Raw genomic sequence first — 16,234 nt, 5'->3', positions numbered from 1 at the left:
ACCGGAAACTGTCTGTCTGATCAATTCCAGATTGTTGGTGCCGTCCGGCGGAGTCATCTGCGCGTGGATTGCCCTGAAGCAGATAACAGGGATGCAAACCTGAATGAGTGTGTTGCCCAACCGCAGGCCCAAATCGTCGAGAAGCCTGATTGGCCGTTTGTTCAGGTGGCTGTTTGCTCTGACGTTCGTGGCCACCTGCTCAGCTGGGCTGCTGTGGTTCTTTGCAAACATTGAAGGCCCGCTTGCAAAAGCCAAGGTGGTGAACATTCCAAAGGGAAGCTCAACCATCGACATTGCGAACCGGTTGAACGAGCAGGGTGTTGTGGACAGCAGCATCATGACGATTCTCGGCATAACCGCGGTGCGCTACACTTTCGATGTCGATCCCAAGGCAGGTGAATACGAGTTCGCTGCCGGCAGTTCGCTGATCGATGTGCTTCGCAAGATCAAGACCGGCCGGACTCTGTTCTACAAGGTTTCAATGCCCGAAGGTTTCACATCATGGCAGGTGATGGAACGCCTGAAGGCCAATGATGTGCTTGTCGGTGAAATCGAAAAACCGCCATCGGAAGGTGAACTGCTTCCTGATACCTACCTGTTTACCCGCGGCAGTACGCGCCAGTCGATCATTGACCAGATGAATACGGCACAAAACAAGTTTATTGAAAAAAAGTGGCCGGCGCGCGCGGAAGGCCTTCCTTTCAAGACACCTGAAGAAGCACTCATACTGGCCTCCATCGTAGAAAAGGAAACGGGTCAGGCGGACGAGAGGGCCCAGGTCGCTGCCGTGTTTGTAAACCGGCTGAGAAGGGGCATGAGACTGCAGTCGGACCCGACCATTATATACGGTATCACCAGGGGGCAGGGTAAGCTCGACCGGCCGATCAGGCGCAGCGACATTCGCGAGAAGACCGACTACAACACCTACCAGATTGACGGACTGCCGCCGACGCCGATCGCAAATCCGGGCCGGGCATCCATTGAAGCCGTTCTCAATCCGGTCGAGACAAAGCATTTGTATTTTGTGGCAGATGGTACCGGCGGGCATGTGTTCGCAAAGACACTTCCTGAACATAACGCCAACGTGAAAAAATGGCGCAGCTGGCTGCGCGATAAACGCGAGCAACAGGAAGCCGAACAACAGACCGCTACCGGGGAAGCCGAACAACAGGCGGCGGTTGAGGAAGAGCCTCCGGCACCGTCCGAAAGCCAGGCTTCTGAGAGTTCTGCAGCGTCCGTCCCGGTGCCGGCACAATCGGACGGCGCGCAGCAGCGGTCAGGCAACTTTCGCGTCGTCGAAGTTGCAGGTCGCAGTGTTCCCATTCCCAAGAGCAAGCCGCAACGCCAGTGAGGCAATTGCCCTGCATCCTCGCATGGCATATCGCTCCGCCTGCCGGTAAGGTGGTGCCGGGGAGTGATTCTTGGTAGCTCTGCGCCAGCTACCAGATGGTAACGGGACCGGGGTAAAGGGCAAATTGACATGACCATTTCCAGCATGACCGGCTTTGGCCGCGGCGAGGGAAGTTCTGGGCCATGGACGTTTCAATGGGAGATGCGTTCGGTCAACGGCAAGTCGCTTGATGTGCGTCTGCGGCTGCCGACCGGCACCGAAGCCGTGGAACAGGCTATTCGCGCCAGTGCAGCCAAGCACCTGAAGCGCAGCAATGTCCAGGTGTTCCTTAATCTTGAAAAGGATGAGGCGGTTTCCAGCATAAGGGTGAACACGGATGCCCTTGCCGCAGCCATCGAGGCGGTGCGAACCGTGGAAAAGGCAAATGGAGGACAGCCGGCTTCTACCGATGCCATTTTGGCTATGCGCGGCGTAATCGAGCATGCCGCAGATGAGCCCGACGAGGAGGCCGTAGCTGCGCGTGACGAGGCTCTTATCGTTGCAGCTGATCAGGCAATCAGGGCGCTGGCCGCAAACCGCCTGGCCGAAGGCGAGCGGTTGGCAACAGTTGTATCAGGTCAACTGGACCGGATCGCGGATCTCACTGCCCAGGCAATTGCCAACCCGTCCCGTACACCCGACGCCATCCAGGCCCGGCTGGCTGCGAGTATTGAACGGATTGTCGGCACGGCATCGTCCCTGGAGCCGGAACGTCTGCATCAGGAAGCCATGCTGGCAGCCGCAAAAGCCGACATTCAGGAGGAGCTGGACCGGCTGGTGGCCCATGTTACAGCAGCGCGGGAGCTGTTGACTGCAGAAGGACCGGTTGGGCGCAAGTTCGACTTCCTGGCACAGGAGTTCAATCGCGAAGCCAACACCTTGTGTTCGAAATCCACTGACACGTCACTGACCCACATCGGGCTGGAACTGAAAACCGTGATCGATCAACTTCGCGAGCAGGTGCAAAACATTGAGTAGTCAAGGCACATCATCAGCTATTGCGCGACGCGGCCTCCTGTTTGTGTTGTCCTCGCCGTCGGGAGCCGGCAAGACCACATTGTCAAGACAGTTACTGGCGCGCGAGTCAGACATGGTTATGTCGGTATCCGTGACAACGCGCAAACCGCGGCCGGGTGAGACCGACGGCAAGGACTATCATTTCATCTCGCGCGCGCAGTTCGATCAAATGGTGAAAGACGGCGAGTTGCTGGAATATGCCGAAGTGTTCGGCAATGGCTACGGCACGCCGATCAAACCTGTCAACGACTGGCTGGCAGAAGGCAAGGACGTGCTGTTCGATATAGACTGGCAGGGCACGCAGCAGATACATGCCCGCATGACTGACGATCTTGTGCGGGTGTTTATCCTGCCGCCATCTGCGGAGGAACTGCGTGACCGGCTGGTTCGCCGCGCGCAGGATGCGGCATCCGTGGTGGCAAAGCGCATGGCGGAAGCCTCCAACGAGATCAGTCACTGGGCCGAGTACGATTATGTGCTGATCAATGATGACCTGGATCAGTGCGATCGATCCATAAGCAAGATTCTCGATGCCGAGCGGTTGCGCCGTCACCGCCGCGTCGGCCTTGATACGTTTGTGAAACGGCTCAGAAAGCACCTGTGACACATACTGGGTGCATCGGCTGGAGGCTGAAAGTACCTGCTTCGGACCGTCAGGCAGACGCGGCTTTCGCCAGCCTGCAGAACCCGGCGACGTCGACTTCCTCGGCCCGCATGGTCGGTTTCAGCCCGGCTTGTGTAATAAGGGCGGCGGGGTCACCGCCCAACGTCTTGAGACTGGATCGCAACATCTTGCGCCTTTGTCCAAACGCGGCAGCCGTGACTTTTTCGAGCACGGTTACATCACAATCAACCATCGGTTCGGCGCGTGGCGTGATATGCACTATGGAAGACGTCACCTTGGGCGGCGGCGTGAAGGCTTTCGGGGACACATCGAACATTTTTACGGCATCGCTGCGCCACTGTGAAATGATCGACAGGCGGCCATAGGCACTGTCTCCCACACCGGCGCAAATTCGCTGCGCCACTTCCTTCTGGAACATCAGGGTCAGTGAAGACCAGAACGGCGGCCAGGAATGTCCGGTCAACCATCCGGTCAGCAACGGCGTTGCAATATTGTAAGGCAGGTTGGCGACAATCTTGACCGGTTGGTGCCCGGCAATGGCTTGCCAGTCGGTCGCCAGGGCGTCGCCGTGCATCACGGTCAGTTTGCCCGGCCAGGCGGCGGATATTTCATCCAGTGCCGGCAAGGCACGCTCATCACGTTCAACCGCCACAACCTTGTCCGCTCCTTCCAGCAGCAAGGCTCTGGTCAGCCCGCCGGGGCCGGGGCCCACTTCGATCACGGTAAAACCTTCCAGGGTCCCGGCTGTCCGGGCAATTCGCCGTGTCAGGCTGAGATCAAGCAGGAAGTTCTGACCGAGGCTTTTTCTGGCCGACAATCCATGACGCTCAATAACTTCGCTGAGGCGGGGCAGATTGTCGTCTGCAGTCTCGTTCATGAGACTTGCGATGACACGAGCTCGCGCAGCACCTGCTCGGCACCGCCCATTCGCTCAGCCTGCATTACCGCGGCAATGAAGCTGGACGGGTTGGCGCCGCCCGTGCCTGCCAATTCCAGTGCCGTGCCGTGATCTGGGGAGGTCCGGATGAAAGGCAGGCCCAATGTGGTATTGACGCCTTCATGAAATCCGATGGCCTTCACGGGTATCAATGCCTGATCATGGTACATGCACAAGGCGGCGTCATAGTCTTGGCGTGCTTCTTCGTGGAACAGCGTATCTGCCGATACCGGGCCGAAAGCATTTATTCCTGCCTGCGCAAGTTCCTGGATTGCCGGTGAGATGATGTCCCGGTCTTCTGAACCGATCGTGCCGTTTTCGCCTGCATGCGGGTTCAGGCCCGCTACCGCGATGCGCGGCTGCTCAATGTCAAAATAACGTTTCAGATCGCGGTCTATCACCTGCGCCTGGGCAACAATGGCGGCATGTGTCACCGCAGAAGGGACTTGTGAAAGAGGTATGTGAACGCTGAGAGGGATCGTGCGGAAGTCACCCGCAGACAGCATCATGACCGGCTCGGCGGGATAACCAGCCTTGACAGCAAGATGTGCCAGATAATCAGTGTGGCCCTCGTGTCTGAACCCCGCCTGATAAAGCGTTTCCTTGTGGATAGGGCCGGTTACAATTCCCGAAACGTCGCTGGCAAGTGCCAGCCTCACTGCCGTGTCCACCCATTCGATAACCTTGCTGGCAGAATGCGAAGACGGCACACCTGCTTGCGGGTCATGTTCCAGCGGCAGGTCAAGCACGGGTAGGCCGCGTTCAAACACGTCCGGGATTTGCGAGGCGCCGGTAACAGGGATTACTTCAACCGTAGAGTGTCCTGTCAGCTGCGCACGATGGTGCAGTGCCTTTGCGCAACCGATGACACCGAACACCGGAAGCCGGTGCTTCGCCGCCTGCCGGTAGCTTGACAGTATGATGTCTGCGCCGACACCTGCCGGCTCGCCCATCGTTACGACCAGGGGTAGGGGTGAGATTTGGTTCGCCATTGCCGTCCACAGGCCCGGTTCAGCTTGTCGGGATCAATTCCCTACGGTCTGAACGACGGGTCCTTGTAGTCAATGAAGCTGTCTTCACGCGCCTTTGCCATTGCCTGCTGAACTACAGCCTCGAACCGCTCGTTGCGAAGGGACGCCTTGACCTGCGCGCGGCTTGGCCGGGGCGGTGAAATTTTTCGGGTTCCACAGTTTGCAATCAGCCGAACACCGGTCGGGCCGGGGATCGGGCCGATCATCTTGCGTGTGCCTGCCTTGCGCAGTGCCTTTTGCAACTCGGCCGGCAATTTCCCAAGGTCCGCGTCGACGCGTTTGCCCATCTTGACGTTGAACACATCCTTGCTCGCTGATTTTATTGACCTGCAGCCTTTGTACCGCTTCATGATCTGACGCGCTTCAATACTGCGCGCATACAGCAGTTGCTGACGCATGGCTTCAGTTGTCTTTTCCACAGGCAGCTCTACCTGTTGAAGCGAGATCACCGTTACAGGCTTCATGCGTGGGTCTGCAAGTATCTCGTTGAATTTCGCGTCCACCGCAGCCTCATCGATTTCGACCTTGGTCTCGGAGTTTTGCTGAGACATGACCCAGCGAATATACAGTGACCCTTCGATCTGGTTCTTCAGCGTGGATTCGTTCACGCCTTTTTCCCCGAGGCGCTGTTTCAGGCCCTCGCGCGTCAGTTTCATGCGCTTGACCATGCCGTCCAGGCGCTTGTTCAGATCTCTCTCGGGGATTTTGAAATTTACCTTGCTCGCTTTTGACTTGGCGACTTTCTCGTTGACCAGCGTTCCAAGAATGCGCTTTCGCGTCGGCAAGTCGGCAGAGAGCCGGGCACCCAGTGCATTTTCCAGGTTGATCCTCTGGGAGATGTCAAAATTGGTGACTGGAAGATCATCAACGGTGGCGGCAACCCCCTGGGCATCTTTCAGGCTGACTTTCTCTATGCCGCTCGACGGGCGTGCATTTGCCAGTGCTGCGTCGGTGGCGCCAAGTGTTGAATTGCTGACAAGCGCATTGGCCGGTTGCGCTCCACCGGCATTTACCGATGGGCTCGCAGCAGGCTTGTCGTCGTCAAAATAATCGTACAGATCAATCTGCTGCCCGCACCCGGCCAGCAACAGAACGGCAGCCGTTAAAGTGCTGACTCTCAGGATTGATTTTGCAGGACCGGACGGCCGCAGCGTTTTCATAGTTCCACCTGTTCTTCACTGACCCGACAGACTTGTCCCAAAGGACGTGCTGCCAAGTGTAACCAGCTCTACATCGAGGAGGAACGAACGGTCCCTCACAAGATTGCGGTCAGTCAGGAACTCTTCCTTGTAGCGGAACCTGACTTTGGCGCAGTCACAATTGAAGCCGATACCAACATGGCGATCGATGAACCTGTCATTGTCGATATCATATCGTCCACCGCCAAAGACACTTACACCTCGCCCGACATTGACCTCAGCTGATCCCCAGATTTGCTGGAGATCGTCCGGACGACCGTAAGCCACCGCCTTGTCCACTTTCACGTAATTCAGGGCAGTTTTAAGGCGTGAGAAAGTGGCACTTATGCCGACATCCTGCTCGCGGATTGACAGGTCTTCCTGATCAAAACGGGCCTGGTAACTCAACTTGTAGTGTTCGTCAGGCTGCAGCCATATTGCTGCAACAAGGTCCGAAACCGTCTCTTCGAGGCCGGAACCGAGCACGAAGCTGTTTTGTCCGGCAATATGGTACGACTGGCCGAAGCTGGCATTGAAGGAACCGCCATTGTCCAGGCCGAGCGTGTACAGGAAGCCGGCATTTACCCGAGTGCCGCCTTCATAACGGTCATTGCCCGTGAAGCGGTTCTCGAGAAACAGATTCGTTGTTGCATAGTTCAGCGAGATGGCATCCTCGTTACCCCATGTCGACGTATCGCCCTCGTTCTTCGACGAGATAATCTGCGCGATCGGTGTAAGGACATGTGTGCCCATGCCGTCCACCTTCAGCAGCGGCATGCGGATGTCCACACCACCCGAGGGCAGGAAACGACCGTCTGTGACTTCACCGAAAGCAGGCGCCGGACCCGGATTGACCAACTGTTGCTCAGGCACGCCGTTTGACAACAGCAGATCACCGCGCAGGCGGCCAAACGGTGTCACGATCACACCTGCGTCGGTCACAATCTCATTGCGCCAGTGAAGTTGGGTGGTTGCCCGCAACTGGCGTGTGCCCTGTACAACGTCAATGGTCTGCGGGTTTGTGTCGTAAACAACAAATCCACTGTCCCTGAAGACGGCATAGACGTCTGTGTTCAGACCCAGTTCGCCGCCCAGCACCGGGAAATCGAATGTGTAATCGTGCCGGAAGTAGGGGGCCGCTGTCGGGAAGGTGTCCTGACCGTCCGTTTGCAGCAGTCCCTGGAAATTATAGGCCCGTATGGTCGCATAATTGCGATCATTAATCCCGTCCAGATAAATGAAGTTGGCAATCTCGGTGCGTTCGTCAAAGTCGTATTCGCGGCCAAAGGTATCATCGGACACAATCGTGCCGTCCCACCCCCAGGCCCAGTGCCTGTTGATGTTGAACTTGCCCTGGGTCCGGACCCAGCCGCGCCAGCGCTCATTGCCCGGTGATGGCAGATCATCGGGATTGAACTGGTAAACGCCTACGCCCTTGATGGAATATTCGCCCTTTGCAAGGCGGTGCCGGAACTCGGCTCCCAGCAAGGGACCCTGTTCGGAGGTGAACTTCGGCAACAGCGTCAGATCGGCATTGGGCGCGATGTTCCAGAAATAGGGTTGTTCATAGCCATAGCCGAATACGGTGGAATGACTGAAGCGCGGTATCAGCAGTCCCGACTTGCGTTTCACCGTGGGGTCAGGATGCGATAGATACGGCCAGTAGAAAACCGGCACGCCCAGAACTTCCAGCCGCGCATTCGTGTGCTCGATAATGCCTTCACGTTCGTCATGAACGGACTCGCTGGCCACGAGCTGCCAAGCCGGTGTGCCGTCATCGGTCACACAACTTCTGCAGCGGGTATAGGTCGTGCGCTCATAGGTGGTCAGATAACCATCGCGCCGTTTGGCATAGTTCGCCGTCACCACGGCTTCGTTGGTCAACAGCAGGCGAAGGTGTTCGGCAAAGCCGTCACGGAACCGGTTCTGCAACTGCAGGATATCAGCTTCGAGAATGTTGCCGCCCGGCTCGCGCATTCTGATTTCGCCTTCGGCGCGCATCGTGTCGGTATGCCGGTTATAGGTAACCTTGCGGCCGATGAGTATGTAGTTGCCGTAAGTCAGGACGACATCGCCGGTTGCAATTGCTTCTCCGGTCCGCTCGTCAAAAACGATCTGATCCGCATCTACATCGACGCGTGTGCCTTTCGGCGGGGTCTTGCGGGAGGTGCGCGGCAGGTTTGAAAAATCCGACTTGCCGCTGGTAACCGATTGCGCCTGCGCCGGGCTTGTGGATGCGCCCAGACTGCCGGTCGCCAGCACACCGAACAGCGCGACCGCAGCAGCGGTTCGCACGAGCGCGGGCACACGTACGCTCCCGTGCGCACGCGCGTGACTACCCTGTTCCGCAGAACCATATCTGGGCCGTTGTGCTATTCCGTTATTCCCCTGTATCCCACTTGCCGTTCACTGCGCCATCCTCTGGCTGTTTCCCCGCATCAGGCGGTTCCGATCCTCCCAAAGACCGGATGCGTAACTCATGCCAGACACGCGCAAGCAAAAGCCCACACACTCAAAATCAATACACCCTTGAACTTTTAACCTGTTTTGCCATGCAATGAGAAGGGCTTGACAGCAGTTTATTAGTAAATTTAGTGCCGCGATTCGGTTGCTGAAGGCGGTCTGGTAAACACATGGTGAACACGTTGTCGTGTATGGCACACCAAGCCTGATTGGCAGACCATTGCCAGCACCCGAGCAGGCAGCTACTAATTGGCGTTCACCGTGGCTCTGCCGGACGTACGCACATCTTTCTTCCGTTTTACAGGATTCTCCAATGAAAATCAGTTTTTCCACGTTTTCAGCCCCGAAATCGGGTGTCGCAGTCGTTTTGGCAGGTGAGGACGGTAAATTGTCCGACGATGGTGCCGAGCTTGACAAGTCCGTCAACGGTGCGATCAGCAATGCCATGAAGGTGGCGGATTTCAAGGCAGAGCGTGAAAAGTCCCTCGATATCATCCTGCCGAAGGGATCGGGGGCTGACCGCATCATTGTCATGGGTGTCGGCAAAACCGACGATTTGGATGAAGTTGCCGCCGAATATGTCGGGGGTGCGATTGCTGCCGCGGCCGGCGCGGTTCAGGCAACCGGTTTGACGGTGTCGGCGTCACTTCCCGGCAAGCCCGGTATCGACCCGGCGGCGGTTTCTTCCCGGATTGCCTCGGGTATCCGCTTGCGCACTTACAGTTTCACGAAATACAAATCGAAACCGTCAAAGACCAAGCAGCTTGCCAGTGTCAAAATGCTGACTGCATCGGCGGCTGCGGCAAAAACCCGGTATGCTGCCCTGGATGCGGTTGCCACGGGGGTTCACCTGGCAAGAGACCTGGTGAACGAACCGGCCAACATCCTTCATCCGGAAAGTTTTGCCGGCGAAATCAAGAAATTATCAAAACTTGGGCTGGTCATTGAGGTGCTTGACGAGAAGCAGATGGGCAAGCTGGGCATGGGCGCATTGCTGGGTGTCTCCCTCGGATCTCCGCGCAAACCGCGGTTGTGTGTCATGCGCTGGGAAGGCGGCAAGAAGGGCGATCAGCCCGTTGCCTTTGTCGGCAAGGGAGTGACCTTCGATACCGGCGGTATCTCGATCAAGCCATCTGCCGGCATGGAAGACATGAAGGGTGACATGGGGGGCGCCGCATGTGTCACAGGCCTGATGGCCGCGCTTGCAGGACGCAAGGCGAAGGTCAATGCCATAGGTGTTGTGGGCCTGGTCGAAAACATGCCGGACGGTAATGCCCAGCGCCCCGGTGACGTGGTTACGTCCATGTCCAAGCAAACCATTGCTGTGCTCAATACCGACGCCGAGGGACGTCTCGTTCTGGCCGATGCGCTTTGGTACACGCAAGACCGTTTCAAACCCAAATTCATGGTCAATCTGGCCACCTTGACGGGCGCCATCCTTGTTGCGCTTGGCAAGGAGCACGCCGGGCTGTTTTCCAATGACGACAAGCTGTCCGATGAACTGGCAGGTGTGGGGCAGGAGACGCGCGAGCGCGTCTGGCGCCTGCCGCTTGCGCCGGAATACGACAAACTGATCGATTCAGATATTGCGGATATGAAAAACATCGGCGGCAGAATGGCCGGATCCATTACGGCCGGACAGTTCCTGCAGCGCTTTGTGAACGACGTGCCGTGGGCGCATCTGGATGTGGCCGGGACCGCCATGGATGCGGTCAAGTCGCCGATCAATCAGTCGTGGGGATCGGGGTGGGGAGTGCGCCTGCTCGACCGTCTGGTGGCCAGGCACTACGAGAAGTGAGCCTCAATCGGCGCGGATACCGTCAACCATGACAGAAGTGTTGTTCTATCATCTCGAGCGCGCGCGCCTTGAAGACGTGCTGCCGCAACTTGTGCAGAAAACCCTGCAACGCGGATGGAAAGCGGTCGTGCAGACCGTTGATCCCGGGCGGCTGAAATTCTTGTCTGAACAGTTCTGGCAATGGCGTGATGATGAGTTTCTTGCACACGGCAGCGAGGACGACGGCAATGCACAGCTGCAACCGGTCTGGTTGACCACGAGTGATGAAAATCCAAATGATTCCAATATCAGATTCCTGGTGGACGGTGCTCAGTTTGACAACCCTGCCGGACTGGATCGCCTGATCATTTTGTTCGACGGTAACGATGACGGCGCATTGGCGGCGGCACGTGAAAGATGGAAGAGCGTCAGTTCGCAGGGACTGACGGCGACATACTGGCAGCAGGACGAACGTGGTGGATGGGTCAAGAAGGCTGAATCCGGTTCCAGGCAGGCCCAACAGAAAAGTGACCCGGGCTGATGAACGAGGAATTCGCCTCAAGACGCAGGCGCGCGCGCGAAACAACCGGGTCGATTCACGCCGAGGCCGAGGCTCGTGGCGAACCACTGGCCTGGTTTGACGAGGTTTACCGCAGGGCCGGCGGCGATACGGCAATGGTGCCCTGGGCGGATGAGGAAACCCATCCCGGTCTTGCCGAATGGATCGCCCGTTCCGGCATGATCCACGAAGGACGTGCACTCGATGTCGGTTGCGGGCTGGGTGACAACGCCGAGGCATTGTCGGCCACAGGCTACGACGTGACCGCGTTTGATGTGTCACCAGTCGCAATAGAATGGGCAGGCAAGAGGTTTCCCCATTCCAAGGTGGAATATGTGGTTGCTAGTCTTCTGGATCCGCCACGCGAGTGGCTGGGAAAGTTTGATCTCGTACACGAAACCTACACACTGCAGGCGCTCAGGGGGGCGGAACGGGCTGATGCCTTTCCGGCCATTGCAAGTCTCATTGCCCCCGGTGGAATGCTTCTGGTTATCGGTCGGGTACGGGACGAGGGAACTGACGTGGCGGGCCCTCCCTGGCCACTCACCAAGACTGAGTTCATGCAGTTTGAAAATTTCGGACTGACACCGCGGGCCTATCAGAGCTTCAGCCTGGCAGATGGCCAACACAGTGTTGCGCATGCCAGGGTTATGTTTGAACGACCCGGTTGAGCTGAAAAATGTTGAGATAAAACAGAGGGTTGAATATGAGTGATAAACTGCGTTACCGGATTCTGACGGGGAAGGATGATCGCGGCTTTTGTGAACGGATTTCAACTGCTCTGGACGATGGGTATGAGTTGTACGGCTCGCCGTCAATCACCCACAATGGCGAGCATTGCGTAGTCGCGCAGGCGCTTGTCCTGAAAATTCGTGCAGGAGACTGAACATGAAACTCTATGAACTTTGCGGAAACGATGAGCGGCGTTTTTCACCCTATTGCTGGCGCACGCGAATGGCCTTGGCCATCAAGGGGCTTGAAGTTGAAGCTGCCTCTGTGGGCTTCACCGAGATACCCGGCATTTGCAGCGGCACCGGAAAGACGGTGCCGACACTGGAAACGGACAGCGGGGCAATTGTCGACAGCTTCGAGATTGCCCGGCACCTCGACAAGGTTCATCCCGCAAAGCCGCTGTTCCGGGGCGAAGCGGCTGAAGCCCATTGCCGGTTGATCCAGGGCTGGGCTGACACTGCAGTCGTTGCCGGACTGGCATCCATGATTATCGTGGACGTGTGGTCAGTACTCCGGCCGGAGGACCAGGACTATTTTCGTTCCAGCCGGGAGGGGCGTTTCGGCAAGACACTCGAGGAATTCCAGGCCGGCCGCGAAGGCCGGGTGGCCGGTTTCAACTCCATGACGCTGGCGCCGGTCCGGCGGGCATTGGCGAAAGCACAATGGCTTGGCGGCGAACAACCTGACTATGCGGACTGTATTCTGTTCGGCACCTTGATGTGGCCCCACGTGGTGTCCGAATTCTCTGTGCTGGAAGAAGGTCCCGCAATGGACTGGTTCCGGCGCTGCCTGGAGTTGATGACGGACGAGGCCGAGGTACAGGCGCTGCTGGCGGCCTGATATATGTGCCGGTCAGGCGCCGATAATTTCTTCGATCAGATCGCGGGCGTCGGGAATGTTTTGCTCGACGCCGGGCAGGTCATTCACGCAAAGAAACTTTATGTCCGGCGTTGCCGCCTTGAGCAGGTGATCGGTGACTTCCCGCGTCGACCATTTGTCAAAGGCGCCGGAGGCAAGATGAATGTGGTCCCGTTTGTCCAGTATCCTGGCTTTGCCTGTCCTGATGCTGGCGTGATTGTAGAGGCCTTGGGGGAGAAACTGGTCAGTGACGCGAAACCGATGCGCGATATTGTTCATAAATGCCGGTTGATGATCTTCAAATAGTCGCGCCATGACCGATTTGTTCATCGGGTGGATTGCATGGGCGCTGCAGAACAGGTTACCGGCATCAAAACCCGCCAGTTCGGCTGCCTCGATCTGATTGTAGTGGTTCATCAAAGCCGGATCCCGGCGCCGCTCGGCTGAGCCAGCAAGCTCGGAATAGTCCACCCATTTGCCGCGCAAGACCGGCTCGCCGTCCTTGAAAAAGTCAGTTTTGCGAACCGGGGACGACACGAACACATCGTCGTTGAAATAGACAAAGTGTTCAGCCAGGTCCGGAATACGCCACAGCAGGCTTTCAATGGCCAGAGAATTGAATGTCGGCAGAAACTCGGTAAATCCAGCGAAGATACCGACATGATCCACAATCTGGATCTTGTCGCGAAATTTTTGTGAAAATGCAGAAATATCAGGAGTTTGATTGTCTGTGACGAGCCAGATGCGTCGGATCCAGGGTGCATTCACCTGAATTGAACGAAGGCAGTAATGTAGTTCGTTATTGTCCACCCACCGATGCGGGTTGATCGCGTTTTCATGAAGCTCGGACTGCGACAACGCCATGAAGCTTTGACGCTTCCTCGCGTGGGTTTGGTCTGCACCGTCCACCCAGGTCACCACGGCATCTACGTCAATCATTCCGGCTTCCAGTCATCAATGTGACCATTTTATAAACGGAGTCCTTTTACGAATCCAAGTCACATCTGGTTTTACCTGCAACCGCCGCGCTAGCAGGAAAACGCCTTGAGCAGCGCTGCGCGGACCACCTGGGCGGCCGGCAGCCTCTTGTCGTCGGGATTACGCGCTATGTGACGCGTAACCAGCTTGGAAAAGTCGGAAGTCGACAGGTTTCGAGGCACGCACAGGCGTTCTGCCAGGGCTTGGTCCTGCAGCAAGACGTCGGCAATGGCGGTAATGTAACCGGCACAGATGCCATCATCATACGGCGCGCCATGCGGCGAGTTGCAGAACTTCGACAGTATGTCGGCGTTGAACAAACGGCTGCTGGTTGCGTTAGCCGGCGGCACTGTCTGACAGCAGGCAACTGACAACAATAAAAACAGTATCCTAATCATAAAGCAACTTGCCTGTGCGATGTGCGAGAACTTCTGTGCCTTGCACTTTGCCGACGGTTTCTCCGGGCCAGGCCAGACGCTGATTGGAACGGGCGAAAAACACACCGTCCGCCGCAGCAGTGATACGGTCCACCACAATATTGCCGTCCGCAAGCGGGTCGATGATTTCAACCAGCACATCGCCTTTCTTGACGGCCTGGCCGATGTCGGCGGTATAGACCACGATGCCGGCGGCTTTTGCCGTCAAGGTGTCTGTGGCGGAAAACGGCGCGGCTACACCGGTGAATTCGGGCAGCAGCCCGGCACCTTCGGTGATGGCACCGCGATGACACAGGAAGCGGTACATGGCGTCTGCATCAAAATCCGAAAGTGCGTGGCTGGCGTCATACTCGCCCCGCAGCTCAACCACGACGGTCAGCGGCAGCTCCACGGCATCCGCACCGTATGTCTCACGCGCGCGAACATAGGGCCAGGCGATGGTTTCCTCGAACGGGCCACCGCCTGATGCGCGAGCGAACATGACCACTCTGGCGTCCAGCAGGCCGGCCAGGTCGGCCGCCTTGGGCCAGTGGTCTTCGTCCAGGTACAGATGCATCTGCGCCTCTGAATCAGTGTGCAGGTCCAGCACGATGTCGGCGTCACACGCCAGCCGCATCAGTTCCAATCGCAGGGCCTGCGCTTCATTGGCCGGGGCCGCCGCCGCCAGGGCCGCGGCCACTTCCCTTTTCACCAGAGCCGTGTCCGCCTCCGGGCCATTTGCCATCTTGCCGTCAATGGCATCGAGCACCTGATCCGACACATCATGAAACCCGCGATTGTAGTTTTCCCCGGTGGGAAGATGATGGCGGCCATTGTGACTGCGCAGGCTGACATTGTTCAGGCCAATTGGGTTTGCCACGGGAACCAGGATAATCTCGCCTGAAATTTTCCCGGCCTCATCGGCTGCCATCAGCCTGGGCAACAGTTTTGCCGCCGCAAGGCTGGCCGGCAGTTCGTCTGCATGCATGGAGGCTTGAATATAGACTTTTGGCGAGGCACCGGGTTCGCCAAATTGCCAGACTTTAAGGCTGTGTTGTGTGCCGACCGCATGGCGTGGCAGGTTAATTGTGCTACAGATTGCCATAGATAAATTGCACTCCCAGGAAAACTCGAAAATGGAAACACTCAGCCGATGAATAGCAGGTCCGAAAGCAAGTTACACCATGTGTTGATCGTTGGCGCCGGCGCGGGGTTGTCCGCCAGCATTGCCCGCAGGTTCCATGCCGAAGGCGTTGCAATTTCCCTGGCGGCACGCAACACCGACAAGCTCGATGAACTGGTCAATGAAACCGGGGCGGAGGTTTACAAGTGCGACGCATCGAAGCCCGACCAGGTCGAGGTGCTGTTTGCAAACCTGGACAAGTCAAAGTCCGGAGCTCCTGACGCAGTGGTCTACAATCCGTCCTTCAGGGTGCGCGGTTCGATTACCGAACTCGACCCGGAAGATGTCAGTCGTGCATTGATGGTCACCGGTTACGGTGGTTTCCTGGTGGCGAGGCAGGCTGCAATACGGATGTCCAATGCGGGCAGGGGGGTGATTATCTTCACCGGTGCCTCGGCGTCCATGAAGGGCTATGCCATGTCTGCGCCGTTTGCCATGGGAAAATTCGCCCTGCGCGGCCTGGCTCAATCCATGGCGCGTGAGCTGCAGCCGAAAGGCGTGCACGTGACTCATGTTAATATCGATGGTGGTATTCGAAGCGACGCCCGCCCGGAGCGCCATGACGCGCCGGGCAAGCCGGACAGCATGCTCGACCCTGACGCCATTGCGGATACCTATTGGCACCTGGCCAACCAGCATCGATCAGCCTGGACCCAGGAGACCGAGTTGAGACCGTGGCTGGAAAACTTCTGAGGCCACCCAGTGCTTAATCGAAATAATCGTCGGGAAGTGATTCCTGCACGGGCAGCGGCAGGATCCAGTTGGCCCTGTTTTCAGCAGTGTCTGTCTGCAGGATAAACTCGATACCAAGACGGAAGCTGTCGCGCCATGCAACCCGGGCCGGGCGGCGGTACTTGTCACCATCCACAGCCAGCATCAGATCATCTCCGACGTCGTCTGCGAACTCCACTTCGACCAGTGCGCCGGTTCTTGACTGGTTCAGTACCAGGCATGGTTCTGTGAAGTTGCCGCATGGGCTGATTAACGTTCCAAACTGCTTGCAGTCATGGCGCTCGGCGCGTTGCTGCTTGCTGGTTTTGGTATCTTCATTTGTTCCAAACATTGCCATTGCCCTGTCTCTCCCCTGAAA

17 protein-coding genes are annotated in these 16,234 nt (G+C 57.5%); 9 read left to right on the top strand and 8 right to left on the bottom strand.

From position 1 onward, the window contains the following. Nucleotides 1-103: 103 nt before the first annotated feature. The 3 genes from mltG (at nt 104) to gmk (ending at nt 3,011) form a co-directional block, all read left to right on the top strand. Nucleotides 104-1,351 (top strand): endolytic transglycosylase MltG, encoded by a 1,248-nt coding sequence (gene mltG / locus DHN55_RS21355; RefSeq protein WP_108883568.1) that lies wholly within the window; start codon nt 104-106, stop codon nt 1,349-1,351. 129 nt (nt 1,352-1,480) lie between these two features. Next, nucleotides 1,481-2,368, top strand: coding sequence for a YicC/YloC family endoribonuclease (locus DHN55_RS21350; protein ID WP_108883567.1), 888 nt, complete (start codon nt 1,481-1,483; stop codon nt 2,366-2,368). Then, a complete protein-coding gene (gene gmk, locus DHN55_RS21345; protein ID WP_108883566.1) occupies nt 2,361-3,011 on the top strand; it encodes a guanylate kinase in 651 nt (216 codons plus the stop codon). Before DHN55_RS21350 ends, gmk begins: the two co-directional genes overlap by 8 nt. 49 nt (nt 3,012-3,060) lie before the next feature. Here the strand turns inward: gmk and rsmA are convergent, their stop codons facing one another. Genes rsmA through DHN55_RS21325 form a run of 4 tightly spaced genes read right to left on the bottom strand, consistent with a single transcriptional unit; the run spans nt 3,061 to nt 8,485 of the window. Next, complete coding sequence (rsmA, locus tag DHN55_RS21340) at nt 3,061-3,909, bottom strand: 16S rRNA (adenine(1518)-N(6)/adenine(1519)-N(6))-dimethyltransferase RsmA (RefSeq protein WP_108883565.1); 849 nt, start codon at nt 3,907-3,909, stop codon at nt 3,061-3,063. Next, nucleotides 3,906-4,961 (bottom strand): 4-hydroxythreonine-4-phosphate dehydrogenase PdxA, encoded by a 1,056-nt coding sequence (gene pdxA, locus DHN55_RS21335; protein ID WP_108883564.1) that lies wholly within the window; start codon nt 4,959-4,961, stop codon nt 3,906-3,908. Before pdxA ends, rsmA begins: the two co-directional genes overlap by 4 nt. 41 nt (nt 4,962-5,002) lie before the next feature. Continuing rightward, the gene (locus DHN55_RS21330; protein WP_108883563.1) at nt 5,003-6,160 is read right to left on the bottom strand and encodes a SurA N-terminal domain-containing protein; all 1,158 of its coding nucleotides are present in this window, start codon (nt 6,158-6,160) and stop codon (nt 5,003-5,005) included. Nucleotides 6,161-6,175: 15 nt separating this feature from the next. Continuing rightward, on the bottom strand, nt 6,176-8,485 hold the full coding sequence (locus DHN55_RS21325) for an LPS-assembly protein LptD (RefSeq protein ID WP_337660647.1): 2,310 nt from the start codon (nt 8,483-8,485) through the stop codon (nt 6,176-6,178). 469 nt (nt 8,486-8,954) lie between these two features. Between DHN55_RS21325 and DHN55_RS21320 the strand changes: the two genes are divergently transcribed. From DHN55_RS21320 to DHN55_RS21300, 5 genes are read left to right on the top strand one after another with little or no spacing between them, the layout of a single operon-like run. Further along, nucleotides 8,955-10,439: a leucyl aminopeptidase gene (locus tag DHN55_RS21320; protein WP_108883561.1), complete on the top strand. Its 1,485-nt coding sequence runs from the start codon at nt 8,955-8,957 to the stop codon at nt 10,437-10,439. 28 nt (nt 10,440-10,467) lie between these two features. After that, nucleotides 10,468-10,959 (top strand): DNA polymerase III subunit chi, encoded by a 492-nt coding sequence (locus DHN55_RS21315; protein ID WP_108883560.1) that lies wholly within the window; start codon nt 10,468-10,470, stop codon nt 10,957-10,959. Beyond that, nucleotides 10,959-11,648 (top strand): methyltransferase domain-containing protein, encoded by a 690-nt coding sequence (locus DHN55_RS21310; protein WP_108883559.1) that lies wholly within the window; start codon nt 10,959-10,961, stop codon nt 11,646-11,648. The genes DHN55_RS21315 and DHN55_RS21310 overlap by 1 nt, the downstream gene beginning before the upstream one ends. Nucleotides 11,649-11,683: 35 nt before the next feature. Then, complete coding sequence (locus DHN55_RS21305) at nt 11,684-11,863, top strand: DUF1737 domain-containing protein (protein ID WP_108883558.1); 180 nt, start codon at nt 11,684-11,686, stop codon at nt 11,861-11,863. Between the two features lie 2 nt (nt 11,864-11,865). After that, nucleotides 11,866-12,549 (top strand): glutathione S-transferase N-terminal domain-containing protein, encoded by a 684-nt coding sequence (locus tag DHN55_RS21300; protein WP_108883557.1) that lies wholly within the window; start codon nt 11,866-11,868, stop codon nt 12,547-12,549. A 12-nt stretch (nt 12,550-12,561) separates the two neighbouring features. Here the strand turns inward: DHN55_RS21300 and DHN55_RS21295 are convergent, their stop codons facing one another. From DHN55_RS21295 to DHN55_RS21285, 3 genes are all read right to left on the bottom strand, one after another. Continuing rightward, nucleotides 12,562-13,506 carry a Stealth CR1 domain-containing protein gene (locus tag DHN55_RS21295; RefSeq protein ID WP_337660646.1) on the bottom strand — a complete coding sequence of 315 codons (945 nt, stop codon included), beginning with the start codon at nt 13,504-13,506 and terminating at the stop codon, nt 12,562-12,564. A gap of 89 nt (nt 13,507-13,595) precedes the next feature. Continuing rightward, on the bottom strand, nt 13,596-13,895 hold the full coding sequence (locus DHN55_RS21290) for a Rap1a/Tai family immunity protein (RefSeq protein WP_337660645.1): 300 nt from the start codon (nt 13,893-13,895) through the stop codon (nt 13,596-13,598). A gap of 40 nt (nt 13,896-13,935) precedes the next feature. Further along, entirely contained in the window at nt 13,936-15,066 is a 1,131-nt protein-coding gene (locus tag DHN55_RS21285) for a M14 family zinc carboxypeptidase (RefSeq protein WP_108883555.1), read from the bottom strand. Nucleotides 15,067-15,114: 48 nt separating this feature from the next. On the opposite strand from DHN55_RS21285, the gene DHN55_RS21280 reads away from it, so the two are divergent. Continuing rightward, nucleotides 15,115-15,837, top strand: a complete 723-nt coding sequence (locus DHN55_RS21280; protein ID WP_108883554.1) for an SDR family NAD(P)-dependent oxidoreductase — start codon at nt 15,115-15,117, stop codon at nt 15,835-15,837. A 13-nt stretch (nt 15,838-15,850) separates the two neighbouring features. Here DHN55_RS21280 and DHN55_RS21275 read toward each other — a convergent pair whose 3' ends face one another. Continuing rightward, on the bottom strand, nt 15,851-16,213 hold the full coding sequence (locus tag DHN55_RS21275) for a hypothetical protein (RefSeq protein ID WP_108883553.1): 363 nt from the start codon (nt 16,211-16,213) through the stop codon (nt 15,851-15,853). Nucleotides 16,214-16,234: the final 21 nt, after the last annotated feature.

This window comes from Anderseniella sp. Alg231-50 (genome assembly GCF_900149695.1).
Taxonomy (GTDB): Bacteria; Pseudomonadota; Alphaproteobacteria; order Rhizobiales; family Aestuariivirgaceae; genus Anderseniella.
This window is presented reverse-complemented; position numbering and strand designations above follow the sequence as displayed.

Bases quoted from the DNA above. Each gene is read 5' to 3' on its own strand.
- mltG (WP_108883568.1), top strand. From the start codon at position 104: ATGAGTGTGTTGCCCAACCGCAGGCCCAAATCGTCGAGAAGCCTGATT.
- DHN55_RS21350 (WP_108883567.1), top strand. From the start codon at position 1,481: ATGACCATTTCCAGCATGACCGGCTTTGGCCGCGGCGAGGGAAGTTCT.
- rsmA (WP_108883565.1), bottom strand. From the start codon at position 3,909: ATGAACGAGACTGCAGACGACAATCTGCCCCGCCTCAGCGAAGTTATT.
- pdxA (WP_108883564.1), bottom strand. From the start codon at position 4,961: ATGGCGAACCAAATCTCACCCCTACCCCTGGTCGTAACGATGGGCGAG.
- DHN55_RS21330 (WP_108883563.1), bottom strand. From the start codon at position 6,160: ATGAAAACGCTGCGGCCGTCCGGTCCTGCAAAATCAATCCTGAGAGTC.
- DHN55_RS21320 (WP_108883561.1), top strand. From the start codon at position 8,955: ATGAAAATCAGTTTTTCCACGTTTTCAGCCCCGAAATCGGGTGTCGCA.
- DHN55_RS21315 (WP_108883560.1), top strand. From the start codon at position 10,468: ATGACAGAAGTGTTGTTCTATCATCTCGAGCGCGCGCGCCTTGAAGAC.
- DHN55_RS21310 (WP_108883559.1), top strand. From the start codon at position 10,959: ATGAACGAGGAATTCGCCTCAAGACGCAGGCGCGCGCGCGAAACAACC.
- DHN55_RS21305 (WP_108883558.1), top strand. From the start codon at position 11,684: ATGAGTGATAAACTGCGTTACCGGATTCTGACGGGGAAGGATGATCGC.
- DHN55_RS21300 (WP_108883557.1), top strand. From the start codon at position 11,866: ATGAAACTCTATGAACTTTGCGGAAACGATGAGCGGCGTTTTTCACCC.
- DHN55_RS21295 (WP_337660646.1), bottom strand. From the start codon at position 13,506: ATGATTGACGTAGATGCCGTGGTGACCTGGGTGGACGGTGCAGACCAA.
- DHN55_RS21285 (WP_108883555.1), bottom strand. From the start codon at position 15,066: ATGGCAATCTGTAGCACAATTAACCTGCCACGCCATGCGGTCGGCACA.
- DHN55_RS21280 (WP_108883554.1), top strand. From the start codon at position 15,115: ATGAATAGCAGGTCCGAAAGCAAGTTACACCATGTGTTGATCGTTGGC.
- DHN55_RS21275 (WP_108883553.1), bottom strand. From the start codon at position 16,213: ATGGCAATGTTTGGAACAAATGAAGATACCAAAACCAGCAAGCAGCAA.